The following is a 24,701-nucleotide window of genomic DNA, read 5'->3' as shown; positions in this document are numbered from 1 at the left end:
TTTTTACTCCTTTCGTATTAATGGCACTATCTTCGAAAAAGTTCCTTTTTGATTAACAGAAATGCTAATAACTTGACTTCCATCCTCAAAATAATAACCACTTGGCAAAAGAACCTTATAAGTTGATAAGTCATTAAATAAATAATTAATTTTAAATACAAGACTATTTTTTTGTATTTCTAATGTATCAATTTCAGCGCCCATAGAAAAATGGGCATCACTAGCAACAATATATGGCTTTACTACATTGAATCGCTCAATCTTAAATACTGCACAACCATGTGGTGCTATTGACCCAAGTCTTATCGTTTCTCCATATTTAACATTAGAACAATACTTCCCTGAATAGAATTCACAAACAATATATTCTTCATTTTTTGCAAAATCTCCAAGCAATTTCTCATCTATGGTTATTTCAGCAGGAATTGTTTGGTTATCATCCCAGTTAATAATTCCAACCGAGTGACTTCCTAATTCGTCAAAAGCAATATCAACTCTAGATGGATACCTGTTATTACAAAATGTATCTCTTGGCGTGACCTTCATAGGAATTGTTGGAATAATATGTTTTATCTGATACAAACGTTCATTATCAATTGTTTTCAATGGTTCTGTTGAGCACACAAGCCCACCCCCAAAGAATTGATTTAATGTTGACGTTTTAACCTCTTCGTCATTGAGCAAACCATATGTGAGCCTTAATCCTCTCTCCATCACCTCATTCTTACGAACCATAAGCGCATCTGGATCATTATCCCACCATGCATTCATATAATATCGAAGTAGGTTTTGTTTGATTGTATAAGGTGCAGTCTTGCCACCATTATCAATATTCGTGCTCCACATAGATAAAACATCTGCACCAACTCTCTGTGCATCTACGATACCTATTAATGGGTCATATAAGCCTCCACACATCAAAAGATATGCATCTTGACCCATTCCTTCCCTTATTGCACAAACAGCCTTATAATATGCGCTGACGAGGGTGATCGTATTATCAAAGAAGTGCGCGTCCGGATATATTACTGCGGCCCTGGTAAAATCCAGTTTATGATATACATATCCCCACTCATATCTCAACCGATGATACATTTCATAGAAGTAATTGTAAGTCGAAGGATTCGTTATATCAAATACATAATACGTTGTATCGTTCATTGGAAAAATACAAGGATTTCCGTTTTTTTCTCTTAAAATCCATTCCGGGTGATTTTTCCATACAGTACAAGATTCCTTTGCAACAAATGGGCTTGTCCATATACCAGGAATATAACCAGCTTCTTTTATTTCATCTGCAATCGTTTTCATAGGCTTTGGAAATTTTTCATTCGGTTCCCATTCACCAAGTGTTATTTCCCAGCCTTCATCAATCTGAAATACATCAAATGGAAGTTGTTTCATTTGCATCTCTTTTATATTTTCAACAACATCTTCATAGGTAACCGTCAATCCATAATAATACCAAGTGCAATAGATCGCAGGCGCTTTTGGGGACTTTCTAGCATGATACTTTTCTGCTTTGCACATTGAAAAACTTTCGATCTTACTAAATATATCATTTGAAAGGTCTATTCTTAATGTTTCTGAAGTTATCTTTTTTTCTGGAAATAAATTTATATTAAATGTTGTCCTACACGATAATTTTTCCCATTTACCGTCATCTGTAAGTTCTAATGTTGTATCAAAAAACTGATCACATCCTGTTAAGAATCCAAATAGAACATTTTCATCATCCAAAGAACGGATAATCGTCATCTGGTCGCTGACAAGTTTATGTCCGAAATCTTGACTATTCACTCCGGTTCCTGATTCTAACATACCTCCACAAGCATCCTCAAAACGTTCATCCATTTTCCCAATGGAACATACTCCAGGAAGATCATTTTTATGTCTACCCTGACGATAAAATTCGAAGTTCAGATAATTATCATTACCCAGTTGGAGCATATCACTCTCCGGCATATCCACAAAGATACATTCTTTCAAAAACACGCTTTCATTTCCTATATTTTCAATATGGAATCTTATATCTGTTACTGCTGGTGACTGTTCATAGATCTTAACTTCTCGTGTTACCTTTAAATTGCTGTCACACCAAATATTATTCTCGTCAAATTCCATATTTTTTGAAACTACTACGTCATTTAACCCATAAACAATTTTATGATTAAACTTTAAAATACAGTTTTTATGTTGAATTCTCATTTATGTCTCCACCCCAATTCTACAAGATCTAACTTTCAATTCAGTTTCCTATTAAAAATACAACACAAAGCATGTAACTTCTACGGTAAATCTATTTATTTCTATCTATAATACATATATTTTGGGGAATAATATTTTAGGTAATGATATTCTGTAATATATAAATGTACAGTTATTTTGTACTTTTAAGCATTTTCTTGACTTCATCCGATGGAATTCTAGATTCACAAATTTTTTGTATTGTTTTCTTATATGTAAAATCATCCATCTTGCAATGCTCTAATATCTGCATCGTCTTATATGGAAATGTACAAAATGCCTCAGCCATTGTCCAAGCTGCTGCCATCTGTGTATAGTATCCCTGAAGAAACTCGCGATTTAAAATAGCTAATACTCTTTCGATATATTCACCATTTTGTTCTGCGTTATTCTTAACATCAGCCAAGGTTACACTGCGTCGTCTTGGAATTACCTTTCCACTTTCATCGCTCTTTATATAATGATCAAGAAGGCAGATAAGTCCAAACCTCACATCAAATTCCTCATCAGAATTCAAGTACTTTTGCAAATATTCCCACACTCTTGCTCTATTTTTTTGTATTATTTTAAGACTCACACAAAAGCTGTCACATACCGACCAATTATTTATCTTTGGTACAAATCCGGTAACATACTCAAGGGTTTCATTAATGTCCGTATTTGAATATCCAATAATCAAACCACGTAACATTATTTCTTCGAAATATATATCCTGTGACTCTGCAAGTTCGTTGCGCCAATCATCTCTTACTATTTTTTTTGCCATCTCACGTAAAATAGGCAGTCTTACTCCAAGAACATTCTCTATTCCTGGTAATAAAGTAGATGTAAATTTTTTATAATCCTTTTCGGTAAATAAACATAGTTCTTCTCTAATTGATTCTCTCATTGGAAACACCTTCGCTTTTCTTATTGTTAATTTAGATTCTTATTCCAAACCTTAATTCTATTTTTAATTCACAGTTTTAATTCACAGTTTTAATTCACAGTTTTAGTTCTCAGTTTTAGTTCTCAGTTTTAGTTCTCAGTTTTAGTTCTCAGTTTTAGTTCTCAGTTTTAGTTATTCAAAATATTAATTTAATTATATCAAAATAATTGTATATTCTGTAGTCTTAATTAAGATTAACATGGCTTATTTCAAAATCTTCTCTTTTATGTTATAATTTCATTTAATTATGAACTTTTTAAAAATATTTTAGAAGAGGTGTTATGATGAAAACAGGAATCGTTTTTGAGGGTGGAGCATTCCGTACTGTATTTTCATGTGGTGTTATGGATTCTTTTTTAGATGAAAATATAATGTCAGATTATATTATAGGTGTTTCGGCAGGTGCCGCATACGGTACTTCATATGCCGCCAAACAAAGAGGTCGTGACCTTAGCATTATTATGAAATATTCCCATGACAAAAGGTATATGGGCTTTCGAAATCTAATTAATCCTAAGAACCGAAGTTATTATGGTTTAGACTTTGCATATAATTCAGTACCGAATGAACTTGTTCCTTTTGACTATGAAGAATACTCACGATTTAAAGGAGAGTTTAAAGTTGTAGTAACCAATGTATTAACTGGCAATCCAGAATATTTACCACTTGACGTTAATGATAATAAATTTAAATTATTGCAAGCGACATGTGCATTACCTTTGCTATTTCCATTTATCTACATTAATGATATTCCATATCTTGATGGTGGACTAAGCGACTCCATTCCATATGAAAAAGCATTTGAAGATGGATGTGACAAAGTCGTTGTTGTTCTTACCAGACAACCTGGTTACAAAAAGATTACCAGTCGTTCTACCAAAAGGATTACATATTTGTACAGAAAGTATCCAGAGCTAGTGAAGGATCTTTTGCTTAGAGCAAAACGTTATAATGCTAGCCTTGACCGGCTGCTAGAATTAGAGAATGAGGGAAAAGTAATTGTAATTCGCCCAACTATAACTGATGGATTTGGCCGACTAGAAAAGGACTTTGAGAAAATACAGGCACTTTATGATGATGGAATCAAAAAAGGAATCGATATTTCTAATGAGGTAAAAAACTTTTTTAACCAATAGGAAATACAAAAGATGCAGTTACGGGATTAATAATTCCTCATAACTGCATCTTTTGTGATTCCTATACTTTCACGCACTATATAGTTTAAAAATAATATACTATCACATGGGCTAGCAATGCCGCTTACATTTGTAAGCCCTTGTGCTTTTGCAAGTTTAATTGACCGATAAATATGAAAGTTACTAGATACGATTCCAACGCTTGCATTCTTATCATCAATAAATGCTACACTGTACTTCATATTTTCATTTGTATTATAAGAACGATTTTCCATCATAATCTTACTACTTTCAATTCCTCTTGCTGCAAGATATTCCTTCATGGCGCTTGCCTCCGTAATATCTTCTCCTTCTCCTTGACCACCTGATACGATGATTTTAGTTTCGGGATTCAAGATAATATAATCATAAGCTGTATCTAGGCGCTCTCTAAGTGAATTAGTTACTTTAGTACCTTTTATCTGCGCCCCAAGGACAATGATATAATCGCATTTTACCTTAGGTACCGCAGTCATCTTACTTATTATCAAGCCTTCTAATACTATAAATAAAACAACACCAGTAGCAACTATTCCAGTAAACATTATGTTGATCCACAAGGGTACAACAATATCATTTATTTTTATCATTCTAAAAACAATAAATATCCCCATAAATGTGATTGCAGCAACTAACCACATAAAAACAAATGCTGCACCAAATCCAGCATAGTTTACACACACAATATAATATATCAAACATAAAATCGATATTACTAACCAGATAAAATACATTTTACAATTCCATTTCTATTACTTATTTATATTACATTTTCCACTACTTATTTATATTACATTTTCTACTACTTATTTCTATTACATTTTTTACTACTTATTTGTGTCACATTTTCTACTACTTATTTCTATCACATTTTTTTCTACTTATTTCTATCACTTAATTCTATAACATTTCTTATGACTTTTTTACAGCTTTCTTTAAATTCCTACATCTACATTCATTCCTGCAATAGCAGCATAGTGTGCTGATTTTTGATTACTTCCATACGGATTATCCTCACTATACTTTATTGTTGTATTCGTAACACCACCTGATACATAACTACGCCCACACTCTGGACAAGTTGCAGATTTCAGTGTGACTGATGCAGAAACTACTTGTCCACCACCCTTTGCTGCCTTAGTATATGCATTAGATACATGCTCCTGCTCATGCGCCATTACCTTCGCGCCAGATGAAGATGGATCAATGTGTGATGCAGACTTATATGAAACATTCTCATCAGAGCCATCCTGATATGTCCTGCTTGCACAGGTTGCACACTCTACAGCCCCAGTACGTTTCAATGCCATTAATTCAGACTGACTTGACTGTGCACCTTCTACTGAAGCTGGCGCATTTGCATTATTTGCACTTGTACTATTTGCACTTGTACCACTAAAATGATACGCTCCATGATTATAATTTGCTGAATCACCAATGCTATTAATCATATAGGAATCCCCTTCCTTTAAAATCACTACGCTCACTTGCCACTTATGTATTCTAATAATATTATATTTTAGGTATTCATTTATGTCAACAACGTGTTTTGATAAAGAAAAGTTAATTTGATTTTATTCAAATTATGCTATATATTGTATATTGAAACAATTAACCAATTAGGAGGTTTAAATATGTTTACTTATAATCAAGACGTTACTGCTACTGACTGTGAACCAGGTGTTACTAGAAAGATACTATCTTATTCCGACGAACTTATGATGGTTGAAGTCTCATTTAAAAAAGGTGCGAAAGGAAATTTCCATTCTCACGAGCATTTGCAAATATCATATGTTGCAGAAGGAAGTTTTCAATTTACAATAGATGGACAAACTAAAATAGTAACCCAAGGTGACAGTACCTATATGCCATCCAATTCCGTACATGGCGTACTTGCCTTAGAGGATTCAATCCTTGTTGATGTATTCAATCCCAAGCGGGACGATTTTTTGAAATAGATTTTGGTTGACGGACGAAAACCCCAATATATTTCCTCTTGTTCGCTATTGCCTCTACAGCCATAGGATATTGTCTTCATTCGGTTCGACACCAAAAAGCGTGGTGTCAACCGCTTGAAGACAATATCGTATGGCTGTAACGGCAAATGCGGACAGTTGAGGAAATATATTGGGGTTTTCTGGCTGTACAAGTTGCGAAAATTTATTTCAAGGGAGAATCGTCTGCGTTATTGCTGCGACGGTAGGATTATAGTGGCGTGCCTATGAATTTTTCGAATTTTACATTGAGGATGTATTTTTTCTTTAATTCTTGAAGTTCTTGGAAATGAGGAGTTTGAGAGTGGATTTGTTGTGATGTGGCATCGGTCCAACTCTCAAGGAGTAAAATGTCGTTAGCATTATCTACTGGAAAATAGTAATCATATTTTAGATTTCCTTCTTCATTTCTAGACTTTTTGATGATTTCCTTATCACAAAGCTGATTATAGAATTCGTCTCTTTTACCATCCTTAACGGTATATGTCACATTTATAAGGAACATCTCTTTCCCATTACCAGATTCTGAATCAATCATAATCTTCCTCCACTCGTATATTTAATGAGGGTTTTCTGCCCCTATGCTTCATCAATCGCTTTCCCAATGTCATTACGCATATATTTATTGTCAAAATGGATTAACTTCGTAGCTTCATAAGCATTTGCACGTGCTTCTTTCAGGTTAGCTCCTTTTGCTGTTACACCAAGTACACGGCCACCATTTGTTACAATTTTGCCTTCTTCATCAAACTTAGAGCCAGCATGGAATACATAATAGCCTTCTTTGTTCTTAAAGTTTTCAAAGCCTGTAATTTCAAAGCCTTTTTCATAGTGTTCTGGATAACCATCTGATGCTAGCACTACGCAAACAGCTGCATTATCTTCAAATTCAAGTTCGATGTCAGCTAGCTTTCCATCAATACAAGCTTCAAATACATCAACGATGTCATTTATCATTCTAGGAAGAACTACCTGTGTTTCAGGGTCACCAAATCTCGCATTATATTCAAGCACTTTAGGGCCTTCCGATGTAAGCATAAGTCCAAAGAAAATAATCCCTTTAAATGTTCTACCTTCTGATTTCATCGCATCCACTGATGCCTGATATACGTATTTGTTGCAGAACGCATCCACTTCTTCCGTATAAAATGGACTTGGTGAAAATGTTCCCATTCCGCCAGTGTTAAGTCCCTGATCTCCATCTTTTGCACGTTTGTGATCCTGTGCTGAAGTCATGATTTTGATTGTGTCGCCATCAACAAATGAAAGCACTGAAACTTCACGGCCCGTCATAAACTCTTCAACAACAAGTGTATTTCCAGCCGAACCAAACTGTTTATCAAGCATGATGGATTTAACGCCGTCCATTGCCTCTTGCTTTGTATTGCAGATAAGAACGCCTTTTCCAAGCGCAAGTCCATCCGCCTTTAGAACTGTTGGATATTTTGAAGTTTCAAGGAATTTCATTGCTTCCTCTGCAGATGTAAATGTCTCATAACCTGCTGATGGAATATTATATTTTTTCATGAGATCCTTTGAAAATGCCTTTGATCCCTCAAGGATTGCCGCATTTCTTCTAGGTCCAAATACTCTTAATCCTTCGGCCTCAAATACATCAACAATACCACCAACAAGTGGATCATCCATACCAATTATCGTTAAATCAATTGAATTATCTTTTGCAAATGCCAGTAATTTATCAAATTCCATTGCTCCAATATTTACACATTCTGCATATTCTGCAATGCCTGCATTACCTGGTGCACAATAGATTTTATCTACTCTTTTACTCTGAGCAACTTTCCAAGCAATTGCATGCTCACGTCCGCCACCACCAACGATTAATACCTTCATTAGTTGTTCTCCTTTGCAATCATATTTATGGCTTTGGGGAGAATCACCCATTCTGCCTGCTCCATAACACGCTTTTGAAGTATTTGCGCAGTATCACCATCTTCTATCATAACTGGCTGCTGTAAGATGATTTCGCCAGTATCCATTCCTTCATCCACAAAATGAACCGTAGCACCCGTAACCTTAACACCCTTTTCTAGTACTGCTTCATGAACCCTAAGTCCATAAAATCCTACTCCACAAAAAGCTGGAATAAGCGATGGATGAATATTAATAATTCTATGCGAATACTGATGAACCATAGCTTCTGGAATCTTAACCAAAAATCCAGCTAAAACAATTAAGTCTACGTTATATAGATTAATTGTTTCAAGTAGCGCCTGATTAAATGCTTCTCTTGATAGAAATTCTTTAGGTGATACACATCTTGCATCAATTCTGTTTTCTTTGGCTCTTGTAAGCGCATAAGCACCTGAATTATTGCTAATAACTACTGATATTTCTGTATTTATAATTGTATTATTATTAATTCCGTCAATGATAGCTTGAAGGTTTGTTCCACCTCCAGATGCTAATACGGCTATTTTTAGCATAGTGTAACTCCCTTTTCGCCAGCTTCAACAAACCCTAATACGAAGCCTTCTTCGCCAGCTAGTTTAACTGCTTCAAGCACTGTCTCTACATCCTTTGGATCAACAGCTAGAACCATACCGACTCCCATATTAAATGTGTTATACATCATATCTTCTGCAATATCACCATCTTTTGCAAGCATTTTGAAGATTTCAGGGATTTCATAACTATCTTTTTTGATAACCGCTTTTACGCCATCGTGAAGCATTCTAGGAATATTTTCATAGAACCCACCACCCGTAACATGACTACAGCCTTTAATACGAACGCCTGCATTTTTAATTTCTTTCAGTGTCTTAACATAGATTTTAGTAGGGGTGATCAGTGCTTCACCTAGCGTTTTCCCAAGTCTTTCGTAGTATGTATTAAGTGATTCCTCACTAATTTTAAACACACTTCTGACAAGTGAAAAACCATTACTATGAACACCAGATGATGCAATACCAATTAATATATCTCCATCTGCTATTTCTTTTCCTGTTATAAGATCTTTTTCATCTACAACACCAACCGCAAAGCCAGCAAGATCATATTCATCTTCAGGATAGAAACCTGGCATTTCTGCTGTTTCACCACCAATCAAAGCACAGCCAGACTGAATACAGCCTTCCGCTACGCCTTTTACGATTGTTGCGATTTTTTCAGGTTCATTCTTTCCACAAGCAATATAATCAAGGAAGAAAAGGGGTTCCCCACCTGCACATGCAATGTCATTTACGCACATAGCTACACAGTCAATTCCAACGGTATCATTCTTGTCCATAATAAAAGCCAATTTCAACTTCGTACCAACTCCATCTGTTCCTGAAACCAAAGTCGGTTTTTCCATATCCTTAAAAGCACCCATTGAAAAAGCACCCGAAAATCCGCCAATATTTGTTAAAACCTCAGATCTCATTGTTTTCTTAACATGTTCTTTCATTAACTCAACTGATTTGTATCCAGCCTCAATATCAACGCCAGCATTTTTATAATCCATAGTAATCTCCTTCTTTGTGCTAAATTAGTTACTTTATTGTTTGTTCTATTATTTAATTTATTTATTTATTTATTTATTTATTTATTTGTTTGTTTGTTTGTTTGTTTGTTTGTTTGTTTGTTTGTTTGTTTGTTTGTTTGTTTGTTTGTTTGTTTGTTTGTTTGTTTGTTTGTTTGTTTGTTTGTTTGTTTGTTTGTTTCGTTTCGTTTCGTTTCGTTTCGTTTCGTTTCGTTTCGTTGTTTCGTTGCTTGTTGCTTGTTGCTTGTTGCTTGTTGCTTTTCAACGCCTAACTTAATTACAATTGAATTTGAATTTCAAACGATTTAAAAGCGCCCGGTGAATATGAATTTATCATTATGCATTTACCGCAGACCGGCTGAAAGTAGCGCTAATATTTTTTCCAAGACTCAGATGAAAATCGAACGCAGTGAGACTTTTCATCATCTCTGAGGCTTGCAAAAAAATATGCTACTTGAAGGAAAGGCAAGGCAAATGCATAATGATAAATTCATATTCACCTCACCACCTAACTCTTTGTTTCAAACCCAATCCTAATTAATACTCCTTATAGCCTACTTCTTGAAGTCTTGCATCCTTCTTCTGAACGCTTTCTTTCAAAGATTTGGTATAAGCTTTCAATTTATCTAAAAGTTCTTTATCTGAAGTAGCCAAAATCTTAGCGGCGAGAATTCCTGCATTCGCTCCCCCATTAATTGCAACGGTTGCGACTGGGATTCCTGATGGCATTTGTACGATAGAATATAATGAATCTACCCCGCCAAGTGAAGTTGTATGCATTGGAATACCAATTACTGGCATTGGAAATATTGCTGCACACATGCCTGGCAAATGAGCTGCCATTCCTGCTCCTGCAATAATAACCTTAAATCCTTTTTCCTCTGCGGAATTTGCATATTCGAAAAATACATCTGGTTCTCTGTGAGCTGAAATAATAGTGATCTCGTATGAAATCCCTAATTCTTCCAAAATATCAGCTGCTTTTGCCATAATAGGCATATCTGAGTCACTACCCATAACGATTCCAACCTTTGCCATATTTTACATTCTCCTTCGTTGTTTGATTTCTTTCAAAAGTTTTTAACTTTATTTAACGTCTTATGATTATTCCATAACTCTTTATTTAATATTAATCCATAACTTTATATTTAATATTAATCCATAACTTTTTAAATTGTACTAGTTTATGCATGTGTAGTCAACCAAAATATGACCATTCATAGATAATCTATAGCCATCTATAATTAATTTTATAATTGTTCATCAAATGGCTCGTTCAATTCCATCGCACCCTCAAGGACAAATCTTCCTTCTTTAATTAGAGTAATCCTAGTTCCATCAGCCTTTACTGCCACAATCTCGCCAATCTCATCATATGGAATTGTGATATCTGTATGACAATTATAATATGCCTTTTCTGGTTCCGTTTTTCTTAAGATTGAAACTTCATTATCTCTTGAAATAATCTCTTTCCCATTTGGATTAAATACTGCTACATCTTCTGACCATGTATAACAGGTATCTCCAACTGCAAAATGCGGTCCCATTTTCTCTACTATTAGAATTGGAAGCTTATATACAATGTCGTATTTGTTAGCCATTACATACGCCAAGGTATTAGTGCCAATCGCAAATTCGCCAATCGGAAGCGTATCGTGATTATACAAAAGATTTTCTCTTATAAATGTTTTATTTTTTTCTTCACTATCAAAATTATCACAGCTATAATCTACAACCATTCCGTCCTCAAACTTGACTGTGAGATTCTTATATTTCAATTCATGTAAATATACTTCACTTACATTTAAAATGCCGCTTGTTCCTTTTAGAACTGGAGAGGTGAATACTTCTCCAAGTGGAATGTTGACATCAGCCAAACAATTTTCAAATACCGTCTGCTTCTGAGGGTTTTCAATTTTCATAAGGCTGACTTTCATATCTGTCTTATTTTTATTTTGTCCTTTGATTTCAACATGCCCTGAGCCGTCAAGTGCATCAATTATTGACTGTTGGATTACTTTGTATTTATCATAATCGAGTGTATTTATTTTTACAATTTCAGTAAATATTTCTTCAAAATTATCGCCAATCTCTGGAATCGGATACGCAATTATTGTATAGCTTCGTTCCTCACCCTTGATATATTCATTGACGATGTGACTCGCTTCACTATCATATTTTACACATAATTTCTGCTGTCTTTCATCCAATGAATACGATTCTTTCTTGTTTTCTGGTTCAAATGGATTCTCACCAAATATTTCCATAACCGCTGGACCTGCAAATGTATTCGCTGCCTCCTTGCAATTCTCATATGCAAGTCTTAATGCACCTAATTTTCGTTCAACAAAGGCACTGTCCATATATAAAGTGTTATCAAATCTATGATCATATTCCATTTGCTTATTAGGGCTAGTTGAATAGTATCCAACTTTAAAATTCATTTTTTTATTAATTGTATTTACAGCAGCTCTATATACGGTCGACTTCAGTCCGATTTTTTCAAATAGCTTGATTTCTTCTCTAACTATTCTCTCAAATCCAACGCAATATCTAATATTAACAATCTTCTTCTTTGACAAATCTTTATTTCCAAGAACAAATCCTATACGAAATCCCTCAGTAAATGTTTTTGCCATAGCTTCAATTTCTTCCTGTGGAAGTGAATTAAGATAATCTGCTGTTTTTATTTCGTTATCGGTAATATTCTCGCCATACTTGTACAAATATCTCAAATCATTTAAATCAGAATCCATAATGATATCCATTGCAAATGAAATGTTTGTATCAAGCATTTCGCGTATTCTGTATTCTACAGTAACATCGCTGTAATCACTTACAAACCAATACAGCGCCTCATATAATTCCTTATACTTCGGTTTGGTATCATCCTCAAATATGCAGTATATTTCAATGAACGCTTCTGCGATTATTGTCATATCAAACAAACGTTTTTCATATGCGTACACTATCATCGACCTTATTTCAACATATAAAAATGACAAAAGCCTGCCATACAACTCGTCCATTTTCAAAACGGCATAAGCAGGATTAGCAAAGCTTGTATTATAATTATCACCTCTTATATCTTTAAAAAGTTCTGCATTGGTTTGGGATAATTCTTCTATTGATTTATTATTTAGCTCACCACTATTTACTTGCTGTGACAAACTGTCCATACTCAAAATAAATTGTGCAGTTTTTGCAAAATACGTTATAAACTCAACGCCTATTTTGCATCTCCCACTTTGTGAACTTTCTATACCACAATCGTTAGCAATCTCTTTTATTCTATCAATTGCTAACTCATATCTTTCCTCTAAATTATCATTATACATAAAACTCCAATCTGTCCGCCCCGCGGACCTTAAAATCTGGATTTTTTTTAAATATATATCTTTATTTACATTACCTCTAAATACTCTACTCTTTTTTTGCTTTTAACCGCCAATATAACAAGAATGAAATAATCCCTTTTCAACCGTTCCCGGTGAATGTTCTTTTATCCTTATTCATTTTACCGCCGACCGGCTGAAAGCAGTGCTCATGTTCTGTCAAGACTCAGATAAAAAATGAGCGTAAGCGAGTCTTTTTATCATCCCTGAGGCTTGTAAAGAACATACTGCTTGAAGGAAAGGCAAGGTAAAACGAATAAGGATAAAAGAACATTCACCTCAACACCACCTGAGTGGCCATATTTCTTTTCGCCGTTATATTCCCATCAGTAATACAGATAACATGAATACAGAAAGAATTCCACACAACATAGAGCCAATTTTCGAAAGCAAATAAAACTTATCTTCTTCTTTGAAACTTATTAATCCTATGACGCATCCAAATATTGCTAACATTGCGCTACTAAGCCCAATACTGCCAAGTGAAACTCCAGCGTTCCCATTTGCTCTAAATGATATCGATACACCATATATGAGAAGGCACAATGATATTATGCCCAAAATTGTAGAAATGGTACCACCAAGTGTTTCATTTTTATCAGAAAATTTATACTTTCTAAATGGTCTCATGATTTGGCTTTTTTCCTTTCTTTTACTGATTTCCATACAAAAAACATCAGGTAACCTATTATCCCACCTAATGTATTAAGAATTATATCATCCACATCAAATATTCCAACCCTGGACATAAGTTGTATTAACTCAATCGACAAAGTAAGTGCAAATGTGGATATAGTAACTTGGCAAATTTTAAGCCTATTATTGGTTAAGATTGGAAGGAATATTCCAAACGGTATAAACGCTACTACGTTTCCAATTAAATTTGTAAACACGGAAGCTACTCCCAAGTGTCCAGAATAGACTATAAATCTTTGGATTTCTTTGAAAGGTGTAAGATTATATCTATAATTAGTCGCACTTGATGTTCTACCAAACATATCTGCGAAGAACAGAAAATATACCAATATACTAATATAGAGTAAAAATGCTCCTAACTTCATCCACTTACGGATTTTATCATTAATTTTCATATACCCCTCTTATTTAAGGTTCATTAAATTCGTTTAAATGGTTAAAACAAAGTATCAGATTTATGTGAAAGAAGTCTTGCACCATTTACCACCAGCATCACTCCAACCGCAATACTAAATACAATTATTATTATTCCCATTACAAGAACAAGAAGTTTTCCGCCGCTTACAATCAGCATTACTCCAGAAGCAATACCAAATACGATCATTATTATTCCCAATACAAGATTCAGTGTTCCTGATAATTTAATTTTTTTATATAATTTTTCAGTCATAATTCAGATCCAACCTTTCACATTGTTTTTAATATATTAATATTGCTTGTCTAAGACAAGATTACTACACTAATCTTCTTTTACTTTATGCCATACTTCTCATAATATTCATCAATCGCTGCTTTGATTGTATCATCAATTATCACTTTACCTTTATATGGCTTGTTATAAAGATGTTCAATCACTTCACCCATCGTTACAATCGCTGTTGTTTCTATACCATATAATTCTTTAATTTCTTCAAGTGCACTTTTTTCGCCTTTTCCTCGTTCCATACGATTAACAGAAACTACAAGACCAAGTACCTCAACATTTCCTTGTGCTTTTACGATTGGATATGTTTCTTCTATTGATTTTCCAGAAGTAGTAACATCTTCAACAATTATAATTCTGTCGCCATCATTAATTGGACTTCCCAAAAGTATTCCTGTATCGCCATGATCTTTAACTTCTTTTCGATTCGAACAATATCTAATATCCTTATTGTAAAATTCACTAATTGCCATTGCGGTTGCTACTGACAAAGGAATTCCTTTGTATGCTGGTCCAAATAACACATCAAAATCCATTCCAAATTTATCATCAATTGCTTTTGCATAATATTCACCAAGTTTTCTTAACTGCGATCCTGTTCTATAAAATCCTGTATTAATAAAAAAGGGTGTCTTACGACCGCTTTTTGTAACGAAATCTCCAAATTTCAGGACTCCACAATCTACCATAAATTCTATAAATTCTAGTTTATACTTCTGCATATTATCCTTTTCCTCCTAAATTATACGATTTTTCGATTAATCGTTTATATAAATTATTATTTAATAATTACATATATCTTTATAGCTATTATTCCTCACGAAAATCGAAAAGGACTATCTGATATTAACTTCTATACTAATATAGCATATCAGACAGTTCTTTTCAATTATTCAATAAATAATATTTCATTCCATTCTGATACTTCTGCCCTTTATTTCAAACACCATAAATGATTGATTCACCTTGTTTTTCTTCAAAATCACTGTATCTATCAACGTTACAATCAGCAAAATGTCGATTGTATAAAACAATCCATGATTTCCATAACTTCCGGTTTCCAAAATGGATCCCCAAAATGTACTGCCCCTGGTATTTTTATCATTTCAACCCGCTTACCTGCATTGCTCAAAGCCTCATATAGCATATCACTCTGGCTAATATCCACAGTTGTATCACAGGTCCCATGTATAATCAAATATGGCACTCTTGTTTTCTCTTTGTTTATATAGATAATAGGATTCGCTTGTTGAACAAGATTAGGAATTTCCAAAATATTTTTTCCGCCAAAGAACATTCCTGCCGTAGAATCCGCTGACATATTGTCTCTAGGCACCTGTGGTGTATTCATTTTACTGATATCAGTAGGTCCAAACAAATCAATCACAGCCTTAATAGGTAAATCCCCTATTTCAAGGTTTTCGTCACTAAATTCTTGCAAATCTTTAGTCATTTCTGTCATGACAGCTGTATGTGCCCCAGATGAATCACCTGCAATTACCATTTTGTCAATGTCTGCATTATATTCCTTAGAATGTTCCATCATAAACCTAATTGCAGTCTTCATATCTTTAATCTGAGCTGGAAAAGGTGCGATTTCTGAATATCGATACTCAACAATCGCAATCACATATCCCTTCTTCGAAAATTCCATTAAGTATGGCATGCTCTTTACCATTTTCTGCTTTCGCCATCCAGATCCTTGTACATACATTACTAAGGGATATAAAACGCCTTCACTATTATCAGGTGGAATGATAATATTCATATGTAATGGGTATTGATCTTTAACTGCATACTGAATATTGTGTGCTGTGCAGAATATGTTCTTTAAATCAACATTTAGAATCCTAATCATAATTATTCTCCTATTGTAAATGCATTAATCCAATCATTTCTTGCCAAAAATTAGTATATAACATTTTTTTGACCATTACAAGGTTTTGTCTTCAAATATCTTAAGACCTGCAATGCATCCTTGTATAGGTTATACCTTTGCTGCGCCCATGATTGGGGCAATAAAAAATGGGCCTCATGATCAGAGGTCCATTATATATATTTGCATTTTTACACTTATCTTACTGCCCCAATCAAATCATTAATATCATCGACGCCGTACTTCTTCATGTAAGCTTGAATTCCTTCAATAACTTCTATTGTTGCATATGGATTTGCAAAATTGGCTGTTCCAACTGATACAGCTGTCGCTCCTGCCAAAATAAATTCTATTGCATCTTCCGCTGTTGTTATTCCACCCATACCTATAATTGGTAATTTCACAGCATTTGCTACTTGATACACCATTCTTACCGCGATTGGCTTAATGGCTGGTCCCGAAAGTCCGCCTGTTTTGTTAGCAACTGCAAACTGTCTTTTATCGATATCAATCTTCATACCTGTAATCGTATTAATAAGAGAAAGTGCATCTGCTCCACCAGCTTCTGCTGCCCTTGCCATTTCTGTAATATCCGTCACATTAGGACTTAACTTCATTATAATTGGTTGCTTTGCATGTTTTTTGACTGCTGCAGTTATTTGTTCAATAGCCTTGGGGTCTTGTCCAAAAGCGATTCCACCCTCTTTTACATTTGGGCAAGATATATTGATTTCTAGCAAATCTACTGGTTGATCAGACAGTCTTTCCACAACATCTATATAATCTTCTTCTGTTTTTCCACATACATTTACAATGATTTTCGTTTTGTAAGTTTGAAGAAAAGGCATATCTCTTTCAATAAACACTTCCATTCCAGGGTTTTGCAGTCCTATCGCGTTAAGCATTCCGCCATATGTTTCTGCAATTCTTGGCGTTGGATTTCCTGCCCAAGGGATGTTTGCAACACCTTTTGTTACGATTGCACCAAGTCTATTCAAATCAACAAATTCACTGTATTCTATTCCTGATCCAAATGTTCCCGACGCTGTCATTACTGGATTTCTTAATTCAACTCCGGCCAAATTCACTTTCATATTCATTATATTTCGACCTCCTTTGAGTTAAATACAGGACCTTCTTTGCACACACGCTTATTATACACACGTGAATGATCATCAATTTCAGTCGATTGACATACGCATCCAAGACAAGCACCTACTCCACACGCCATCTTTTCTTCCATTGATATATAAGCTTCAATATTATTTTCCTGTGCATATACTTTGATCGCACGAAGCATTGGTTTGGGTCCGCATGCATAAATAACATCGCCCGTAATACTATGCTCTTTCATCGCATCTAATACATTTCCTTTTGTTCCGACGCTACCATCTTCTGTAGCAATCGTAACTTTTCCATATTGAGCAAATTCTTCATCCAAAAAAAGTTCATCTCTATATCCGAGTACAATCTCTTTCTCGCAATTTAGCTGTTTTGCTAATTCAAGCATCGGAGGAATTCCAATTCCCCCTCCCAATAATATAGCCTTTTTATCAAAAAGAGTATACCCATTTCCCAGGGGTCCCTGAATATCAATCACTTCATCACTTTTAAATGTTGAAAACTCCTTCGTTCCCTTGCCCACTACTCTATACACAATTCGAAGCTTACTTCCATCTATTTCACAAATACTAATAGGCCTTGGCAACAATCTCGAGCCATCTTTTGAAAACACAGTAATAAATTGTCCAGCCTTTGCATTCTTCGCAATATCCTCCGTCTGAATCCACATACTATAAACATCAGATGCTATTTTCTCCTGTTTAACCACAACAGTCTTTTCCTTAAACCCACTAGTCATCCTAATTCCCTCACCTTAAATTTTTTCATCTCATCCAACCACATCTTTATTTCATATCTTATATTTTTGTCTTTTATATTTTGTCTTTTGTCTTTTATCTTTTATCTTTTGTCTTTTGTCTTTTATCTTTTATCTTTTATCTTTATCTTTTGGCTTTTATCTTTTATCTTTTATCTTTTATCTCCGCCCTAGGTTTTAAAAAGTACCCAGTGAATACGGATTTATTATGATGCATTTTGCGCTGACCGGCTGAAAGCAGTGCCCATGTTTTTTCCAAGACTCAGATGAAAATCGAACGAAGTGAGCATTTTCATCATCCCTGAGGCTTGCAAAAAACATACTGCTTGAAGGAAAGGCAAGCAAAATACATCATAATAAATCCGTATTCACCTCACCACCTACTTTTTCAAAACCCCTCTTATCTCCTCCACCATATCAATGACAGCCTGCCTTGATGCATCAGCATAATTCAAAGCTCCAAATGATGCATATTTTTCTTGTTTATAAGCCGCTATAATTCCGCGTGAGCTATTCACAATAGCACCAAGCCCGTCCTCATTAAAGTAAGGTGCTAAGTCTTTTGCTGTACCACCTTGTGCACCATATCCTGGTACAAGAATGTATGTCTTTGGCATTAATTTACGAAGGATTTTACCCATTTCTGGATAAGTAGCGCCTACCACAGCTCCAACGTAGCTGTAATCATTGCCCATATGAGTTTCGCCCCACTTAGCAACTTGCTCTCCAACTAGCTCATAAAGTGGTCTACCATTCACTAACTGATCCTGAAACTCTCCACTAGAAGGATTAGAAGTCTTCACCAAGATGAAAATTCCTTTGTTCTCCTCCTTACATACATCAATAAATGGATTGATTCCGTCAGAGCCAAGATACGGATTAACTGTTGCAAAATCTTCATTAAAAACGCTGATTTTTTTAGTTCCTACTTGAACCTTGCCTAGATGAGCAATCGCATAAGCCTGAGAAGTAGAGCCAATATCGCCTCTCTTTACATCACCAATCACTACTAAATCTTTTGATTTACAGTAATCAACCGTTTTCTGGAAAGCTTTGAGTCCTTCAATTCCAAACTGCTCATACATTGCGATTTGCGGCTTGACGGCCGGAATAATATCATAAGTTGCATCAACAATACCTTTGTTGTACTGCCAAATAGCTTCTGCCGCTCCTTCTAATGTTTCTCCATACTCGGCAAATGCTGCCTTTGTAATATGTTCTGGAATATAATTCATCATAGGATCTAATCCAACGACGATAGGTGCATCCACTTTTTTGATTTTATCAACTAATTTATTAATCATATTTTACCCAAATCCTTTCCAATTTTCATTTTCTACTTTGCTTCTGCTGAATATATTACCTCGCCTGCTACGATTGTAGCCATAACTTTACCTTTAACTTTCTTGCCGTTAAATGGTGTATTCTTTCCTAATGATACGAATGTGCTGCTATCAATTATATATTCTATATCTGGATTAATAATTGTTATATCTGCAATCTTACCTGGTAACAGTGTTCCTTTATCAAGTCCAATGATTTTAGCTGGATTGTAACTCATCTTCTCCGCTATCTGCATTGGTGTAATATAGCCTGTATCCACAAGTGCTGTAATTGTAAGTGATACTGCAGTTTCAAGACCTGTAATTCCAAATGGTGCTTCATCTAAAGGTACGTTTTTTTCCGATACGTGATGTGGCGCATGATCTGTTGCGATTACATCCATAATATCATTCTTCAGACCTAATCTCAAAGCTTCCATATCTTTTCTACTTCTAAGTGGGGGATTCATCTTAAAATTTGCATCATCGCTTGTAATATCGTCTTCTGACATTGCAAAATGATGCGGACACACTTCTGCGGTTACTGGAAGTCCCTCTTTCTTTGCAAGTGCTACCATCTTAACACTGTCCTGCGTTGAGCAATGGCACAAATGCAATTGTGCTCCAGTATTTTTTGCTATCAGAATATCTCTTGCAACAATAGAATCTTCAACAATATTCATAATCCCATATACGCCAAGTTCTTTTGCTTTATCTCCTGCATTCAAAACGCCTCTAGCAGCAAGGTCCTTGTCTTCACAATGTGCAAATACAGGAACACCAACTTCTGCCGCAAGTCTCATAGCTTGTCTACATACTCTGGCATTCATTACTGATTTACCATCTTCGCTAATTGCAACTGCTCCATTTTTAAACAGTTTTTCAATATCTGTCAAAAATTCACCTTCTTGTCCTGCTGTAATAGCAGCGATTGGAAGAACGTTCACCTTCGTTACTTCTTTTGCTTTATCAATCACAAATTTCAAAGTGTCTAAGTTATCTACTACTGGTCTTGTGTTCGGCATTGCACACACTGTTGTAAATCCGCCCTTTGCTGCTGCTCGAGCACCGGTACGAATTGTTTCTTTGTGCTCAAATCCTGGTTCTCTAAAATGAACATGCAAATCAATCAATCCTGGCATAACGAAACAACCAGTGGCATCAATTATATTATCTACTTCAACGATCAGATTTTGTTCAACCTCTTTAATTATTCCATCCTCAATTAACACATCATAAATACCATCTTTTTTAGTTGCTGGATCTAAAACTCTGCCATTTTTAATTAAAGTCTTCATTTGCATACCTCTATCTTCCATAATACTTATTATATTTTAACATAAATTCACTATATTTTCTATGATTAGTTTGTCGCATATTCTAGCATATCTTTCAGTACATCAACACCAAATAAGTAATTCTTGCCACAGAAATGGCAGTTCACCTCTATAGGCTTACCCTCGTCAATGATTTCTTGTAGTTCTTTCTTACCTATACTAACAATCGCTTTTGAAACACGATGTTGTGTACAATTACAGTGAAATTGCGTTGGAATTTTACTGAGGATTTTCAAATCAAATTCTCCCAGTATTTCTTCTAGAATCATCTCTGGTGTCATTCCTCGTTCCAGCATTGATGTCACAGACTTTATTTCATTGATTTTCTTTTCCAACTTATCAATTATTTCTTCTTCTGCATCTGGTAACAACTGAATAATAAATCCACCAGCCTGTAGCACTGTATTCTCTTTTGACATCAAAACGCCCAATGCAACAGATGATGGGACCTGTTCACTGGTTGCATAGTAATATGTCAGATCTTCAGCTATTTCGCTAGTAATAAGAATTGTCTGACCCAAGTATGGTTCTTTTAATCCAATATCTTTGATTACGCTTAAAACGCCAATTCCCAACGCTGCTGCAACATCTAACTTACCATCTTTATTAGCAGGAATAATAACTTCTGGATTCTTAACATAGCCTTTTACATTTGCTTTCGCGTCAGCCGTTACTGTAAGTCCTCCGATTGGTCCGTCGCCTTCTATTTGAAGTGTAAGTACATCACTGTCGTTTTTCATCATGCTTCCCATCATAGAACCCGCTGTTAATAATCTGCCCAAAGCCGCTGTTGCCACTGGACTAGTATTATGAATCGCTCTAGCTTCTTCTACCAAATCTTTCGTCGTTGCTGCAAATGCTCTTATCTGATTATTTGCTGCTGTTGCTCTAATAATATAATCACTCATGTATTTTCCTCTTTCCTTAATTTAGGTTGTCAATTCCTTTGATAGTTATTTTTACCTTTTAATTATTTATTTTTTCCTTAACCACAAAATATATTCTTTCACTATTATCCGTAGGTGGATTTTGAGTAAATGCATCATATATATTCAATATCTCTAACCCAGCCGTGGCTAATGATTGCTTAACTTCCTCTATAGTGTAACCTCGCTGAACATGGGTTTCTTCGTATTTTCTAAAAAGTCCATTTTCTTCCTCAATAAATATTGTCATTTCATATTCATTGAGTGACTCATCTTCATAATAGTAGTTGTCCCAAATAAATGCTGCGTTTTCACGATTTTCAGCGATTGTATTTTCACCTAAAACATCTCTAAAAAAATGTTGTGTCTTCATATCAAATATAAAAACACCATTCTCCTCCAGTGCTTTTTTTACACATTTAAAAACTTCTAAAAGTTCATCTTCTTCTATAATATAGTTCATAGAATCACATACACTTACAACTGCCGAAACTGGAGCCGGAACTGCAAAATCTCGCATATCTTGTAGCGTATATATTATGGAATCTGAATTTTCTAATTCTTCTGACTCATCACATTCTTCTAATTCTTCACATTTTTCTGACTCATCACATTCTTCTGACTCATCACAGTCTTCTGACTCATAAATGTTTCTATATTTTTTACTACTTGCGATCATCAACATTTCTTGTGAATTGTCTATGCCAATCATGTTGAAGCCAGCATTACTTAATATTTCAGTAAATGTTCCGGTTCCGCATCCCAAATCAACGATTGAACAATTCCTATCCTCAGCATTAACGCCATTATCTTTTAATAGTCTAATCACATATTGAGCCCATTGCTCATATGGAATGTTATCCATAAATATATCGTAAACTTCTGCAAATCCAGTATAAGCCTCCATAATTACCATACCTTTCTTATGTTATACTAACAAGTTTTTTTACCAAAAGCAAGCTTGATTATTTATAGTCAATACACTATACTATAATTATTATTTTTAAATTCAGTATCTTACTAAAGTAGTAATAGGAACGAGGAAAACCATGAACTCAAGTAAATTAAAGCAAAGCATTCAAGGAGTCAATTTATTTCGAATGATATTTCCAATATTATTTTTATTCCTTTTACTCATTGTCACTTTACAATTCCCACTAGTTAATTGCCTGTTTCCAACGAACATAGATTCATCAAAATCGCCAACTGAATTATACAATTCCAAATCTATTTATGTTAAAACAAATACTGGGAAACTATATTATACAGGTTATGATTATCTAAAGGGGTCTTCGGTAAAAGGACACTACTTCTATTCACTAGAAAATGGAAAATGTACTATTTATTTATTTTCTAAAATTTATTTTAAAGATGGCGTACCAAGCACTCTCGACAATGTTGAAATCAAAGCAATGTTAATTCATAATCGTTCTAATCTTGAGCAGTTGCTAACACTAATGGCAAAAGATATGAATTGGACATATGACGGACTTGCTTCTTGCACAGACACTGTAATCATAAGCCAAATGAATTATGCAGTTATCCCCTCTGTATTAATTGGAATTTTCATCTTTTTTGCCTTTTCATTTTCACTTGCACATATTTTCATTTTGTTATTCAATATATTTATGCCTCAATATGCATATACATTTGTTGTACTGGGACATCATGGCGCTCGTAAGAAAATCATTATAGACGCCGCTAACGAATTGGAATACAAAATATATTTCAAAGCAGAAAATATGTATTTAACAAAACATTACTTTATCTATGCCAGTAAATTCAATATTGCAATTATTCCACTCGCCAATATGGCATGGGCCTACAAATACAGTCGCCTTCACAGATATTTTATTTTTGGTCATATGAATTACACGATAAAAATCTACACAAAAAACAAATTTCAATATATATTTAGCGGAAAAACAAAAGAATCTGCTGATAATTTTTTAGCTTATCTCAAAGAACAAAACGAAAACATGCTCATTGGCTATATTCATGAAAACCGATTGAATTCAAAAGATATTATGCATTCTATATTATCATTTTTATTCAAATAATTATCACTAAAAATGTACCCTACCAGATTGAGATTTTCTATCCTCAAGCTTGTAGGGTACATTTTTTGTATAATATACTTACTATATAGAATACGAAGTCCTATACGTTAGCGCCACAACATTTTTTATATTTCTTACCACTACCGCATGGACAGGGATCATTTCTACTAACTTTACTTTCTTTAACAACTGTGCTAGAACGCTTCTGTTCTTTGTAAAGCTGTTTTCTTTTTTCTTCAGAAAGTAATGAGTCCCATTGTTTAAGTTCATATAACCAATCCGCTTTTGCTCCTACCATATTGTAGTAAAGCTTTTCTTTATCAAAATCAAGGCTAACTTTCGTATCTTCTTCCAACGTTTCAATTGGATTTGCTACTTTCAAGCTTTCATTGATTCCATCAAGGAAACCGGCCATAATCACTGGTTCGACTTTAAACTTTTTAGCTAATTCTTTTACTGTTCCTGTAACAGGCGTATCCACTGTCTCAAGGATTTTCTCATAAATACCTTGTTCAAGGTTAAAATAACCTCCCCAAAATTCAGACGCTTGCTTCTCATTCATTTCTGTTTCGTATGCTAAATTTCTCCATGTTTCAAGTAATGTCATATTTTTTACCTCTCTGTTTTTCATTTTATCTAATTAACCAAAAACAGATGTTATATTGCTATAACATCTGTT

Annotated in this window: 25 protein-coding genes; 3 read left to right on the top strand and 22 right to left on the bottom strand. The window is 34.6% G+C overall.

Annotated elements, in window-relative coordinates; all coding sequences use genetic code 11:
* Nucleotides 1–3: 3 nt before the first annotated feature.
* Nucleotides 4–2,208 carry a glycoside hydrolase family 36 protein gene (locus tag BMY18_RS14370; protein ID WP_092455252.1) on the bottom strand — a complete coding sequence of 735 codons (2,205 nt, stop codon included), beginning with the start codon at nucleotides 2,206–2,208 and terminating at the stop codon, nucleotides 4–6.
* A 172-nt stretch (nucleotides 2,209–2,380) separates the two neighbouring features.
* Complete coding sequence (locus tag BMY18_RS14365; RefSeq protein ID WP_092455250.1) at nucleotides 2,381–3,136, bottom strand: DNA alkylation repair protein; 756 nt, start codon at nucleotides 3,134–3,136, stop codon at nucleotides 2,381–2,383.
* A 320-nt stretch (nucleotides 3,137–3,456) separates the two neighbouring features.
* Here BMY18_RS14365 and BMY18_RS14360 point away from each other — a divergent pair, with 320 nt between their 5' ends.
* A complete protein-coding gene (locus tag BMY18_RS14360; RefSeq protein ID WP_330385998.1) occupies nucleotides 3,457–4,311 on the top strand; it encodes a patatin-like phospholipase family protein in 855 nt (284 codons plus the stop codon).
* A gap of 26 nt (nucleotides 4,312–4,337) precedes the next feature.
* On the opposite strand, the gene BMY18_RS14355 is transcribed toward BMY18_RS14360, so the two are convergent.
* Complete coding sequence (locus BMY18_RS14355; RefSeq protein WP_092455246.1) at nucleotides 4,338–5,084, bottom strand: YdcF family protein; 747 nt, start codon at nucleotides 5,082–5,084, stop codon at nucleotides 4,338–4,340.
* Between the two features lie 201 nt (nucleotides 5,085–5,285).
* On the bottom strand, nucleotides 5,286–5,801 hold the full coding sequence (locus BMY18_RS14350; RefSeq protein ID WP_092455244.1) for a hypothetical protein: 516 nt from the start codon (nucleotides 5,799–5,801) through the stop codon (nucleotides 5,286–5,288).
* Between the two features lie 183 nt (nucleotides 5,802–5,984).
* On the opposite strand from BMY18_RS14350, the gene BMY18_RS14345 reads away from it, so the two are divergent.
* Nucleotides 5,985–6,308 (top strand): cupin domain-containing protein, encoded by a 324-nt coding sequence (locus BMY18_RS14345; protein WP_092455242.1) that lies wholly within the window; start codon nucleotides 5,985–5,987, stop codon nucleotides 6,306–6,308.
* A 247-nt stretch (nucleotides 6,309–6,555) separates the two neighbouring features.
* Here the strand turns inward: BMY18_RS14345 and BMY18_RS14340 are convergent, their stop codons facing one another.
* From BMY18_RS14340 to BMY18_RS14260, 17 genes are all read right to left on the bottom strand, one after another.
* A complete protein-coding gene (locus tag BMY18_RS14340; RefSeq protein ID WP_092455241.1) occupies nucleotides 6,556–6,882 on the bottom strand; it encodes a putative quinol monooxygenase in 327 nt (108 codons plus the stop codon).
* A 41-nt stretch (nucleotides 6,883–6,923) separates the two neighbouring features.
* A complete protein-coding gene (gene purD / locus BMY18_RS14335) occupies nucleotides 6,924–8,198 on the bottom strand; it encodes a phosphoribosylamine--glycine ligase (RefSeq protein WP_092455239.1) in 1,275 nt (424 codons plus the stop codon).
* A complete protein-coding gene (gene purN / locus BMY18_RS14330; RefSeq protein WP_092455237.1) occupies nucleotides 8,198–8,791 on the bottom strand; it encodes a phosphoribosylglycinamide formyltransferase in 594 nt (197 codons plus the stop codon). Before purN ends, purD begins: the two co-directional genes overlap by 1 nt.
* Complete coding sequence (gene purM / locus BMY18_RS14325; protein ID WP_092455235.1) at nucleotides 8,785–9,810, bottom strand: phosphoribosylformylglycinamidine cyclo-ligase; 1,026 nt, start codon at nucleotides 9,808–9,810, stop codon at nucleotides 8,785–8,787. The genes purN and purM overlap by 7 nt, the downstream gene beginning before the upstream one ends.
* 555 nt (nucleotides 9,811–10,365) lie before the next feature.
* Nucleotides 10,366–10,866: a 5-(carboxyamino)imidazole ribonucleotide mutase gene (purE, locus tag BMY18_RS14320; protein WP_092455233.1), complete on the bottom strand. Its 501-nt coding sequence runs from the start codon at nucleotides 10,864–10,866 to the stop codon at nucleotides 10,366–10,368.
* 212 nt (nucleotides 10,867–11,078) lie between these two features.
* Nucleotides 11,079–13,166 (bottom strand): aminopeptidase, encoded by a 2,088-nt coding sequence (locus BMY18_RS14315; protein ID WP_092455231.1) that lies wholly within the window; start codon nucleotides 13,164–13,166, stop codon nucleotides 11,079–11,081.
* Nucleotides 13,167–13,538: 372 nt separating this feature from the next.
* Nucleotides 13,539–13,853, bottom strand: a complete 315-nt coding sequence (locus tag BMY18_RS14310) for a DUF6142 family protein (RefSeq protein WP_092455229.1) — start codon at nucleotides 13,851–13,853, stop codon at nucleotides 13,539–13,541.
* Nucleotides 13,850–14,314 (bottom strand): VanZ family protein, encoded by a 465-nt coding sequence (locus tag BMY18_RS14305; protein ID WP_092455227.1) that lies wholly within the window; start codon nucleotides 14,312–14,314, stop codon nucleotides 13,850–13,852. Before BMY18_RS14305 ends, BMY18_RS14310 begins: the two co-directional genes overlap by 4 nt.
* Nucleotides 14,315–14,355: 41 nt before the next feature.
* A complete protein-coding gene (locus BMY18_RS14300; protein WP_092455225.1) occupies nucleotides 14,356–14,589 on the bottom strand; it encodes a hypothetical protein in 234 nt (77 codons plus the stop codon).
* An 80-nt stretch (nucleotides 14,590–14,669) separates the two neighbouring features.
* Complete coding sequence (pyrE, locus tag BMY18_RS14295) at nucleotides 14,670–15,344, bottom strand: orotate phosphoribosyltransferase (RefSeq protein WP_092455223.1); 675 nt, start codon at nucleotides 15,342–15,344, stop codon at nucleotides 14,670–14,672.
* Between the two features lie 284 nt (nucleotides 15,345–15,628).
* Complete coding sequence (locus tag BMY18_RS14290) at nucleotides 15,629–16,480, bottom strand: alpha/beta hydrolase (protein WP_092455221.1); 852 nt, start codon at nucleotides 16,478–16,480, stop codon at nucleotides 15,629–15,631.
* A 215-nt stretch (nucleotides 16,481–16,695) separates the two neighbouring features.
* Nucleotides 16,696–17,598 carry a dihydroorotate dehydrogenase gene (locus BMY18_RS14285; RefSeq protein WP_092455219.1) on the bottom strand — a complete coding sequence of 301 codons (903 nt, stop codon included), beginning with the start codon at nucleotides 17,596–17,598 and terminating at the stop codon, nucleotides 16,696–16,698.
* Nucleotides 17,598–18,359 (bottom strand): dihydroorotate dehydrogenase electron transfer subunit, encoded by a 762-nt coding sequence (locus BMY18_RS14280; RefSeq protein ID WP_092455217.1) that lies wholly within the window; start codon nucleotides 18,357–18,359, stop codon nucleotides 17,598–17,600. Before BMY18_RS14280 ends, BMY18_RS14285 begins: the two co-directional genes overlap by 1 nt.
* A 398-nt stretch (nucleotides 18,360–18,757) precedes the next feature.
* On the bottom strand, nucleotides 18,758–19,681 hold the full coding sequence (gene pyrF, locus BMY18_RS14275; protein WP_092455215.1) for an orotidine-5'-phosphate decarboxylase: 924 nt from the start codon (nucleotides 19,679–19,681) through the stop codon (nucleotides 18,758–18,760).
* A gap of 32 nt (nucleotides 19,682–19,713) precedes the next feature.
* Nucleotides 19,714–20,997, bottom strand: coding sequence for a dihydroorotase (locus BMY18_RS14270; RefSeq protein ID WP_092455306.1), 1,284 nt, complete (start codon nucleotides 20,995–20,997; stop codon nucleotides 19,714–19,716).
* A gap of 65 nt (nucleotides 20,998–21,062) precedes the next feature.
* Nucleotides 21,063–21,944, bottom strand: coding sequence for an Hsp33 family molecular chaperone HslO (gene hslO / locus BMY18_RS14265; RefSeq protein ID WP_092455213.1), 882 nt, complete (start codon nucleotides 21,942–21,944; stop codon nucleotides 21,063–21,065).
* A 58-nt stretch (nucleotides 21,945–22,002) separates the two neighbouring features.
* Nucleotides 22,003–22,878, bottom strand: coding sequence for a class I SAM-dependent DNA methyltransferase (locus BMY18_RS14260; RefSeq protein WP_330385997.1), 876 nt, complete (start codon nucleotides 22,876–22,878; stop codon nucleotides 22,003–22,005).
* A gap of 133 nt (nucleotides 22,879–23,011) precedes the next feature.
* Between BMY18_RS14260 and BMY18_RS14255 the strand changes: the two genes are divergently transcribed.
* Nucleotides 23,012–24,022 carry a DUF6709 family protein gene (locus BMY18_RS14255; protein ID WP_092455208.1) on the top strand — a complete coding sequence of 337 codons (1,011 nt, stop codon included), beginning with the start codon at nucleotides 23,012–23,014 and terminating at the stop codon, nucleotides 24,020–24,022.
* 100 nt (nucleotides 24,023–24,122) lie between these two features.
* On the opposite strand, the gene BMY18_RS14250 is transcribed toward BMY18_RS14255, so the two are convergent.
* On the bottom strand, nucleotides 24,123–24,629 hold the full coding sequence (locus BMY18_RS14250) for an SEC-C metal-binding domain-containing protein (RefSeq protein ID WP_092455206.1): 507 nt from the start codon (nucleotides 24,627–24,629) through the stop codon (nucleotides 24,123–24,125).
* Nucleotides 24,630–24,701: the final 72 nt, after the last annotated feature.

The sequence above is a fragment of the [Clostridium] fimetarium genome (assembly GCF_900111235.1).
GTDB classification, from domain to species: Bacteria; Bacillota; Clostridia; order Lachnospirales; family Lachnospiraceae; genus Clostridium_N; species Clostridium_N fimetarium.
This window is presented reverse-complemented; position numbering and strand designations above follow the sequence as displayed.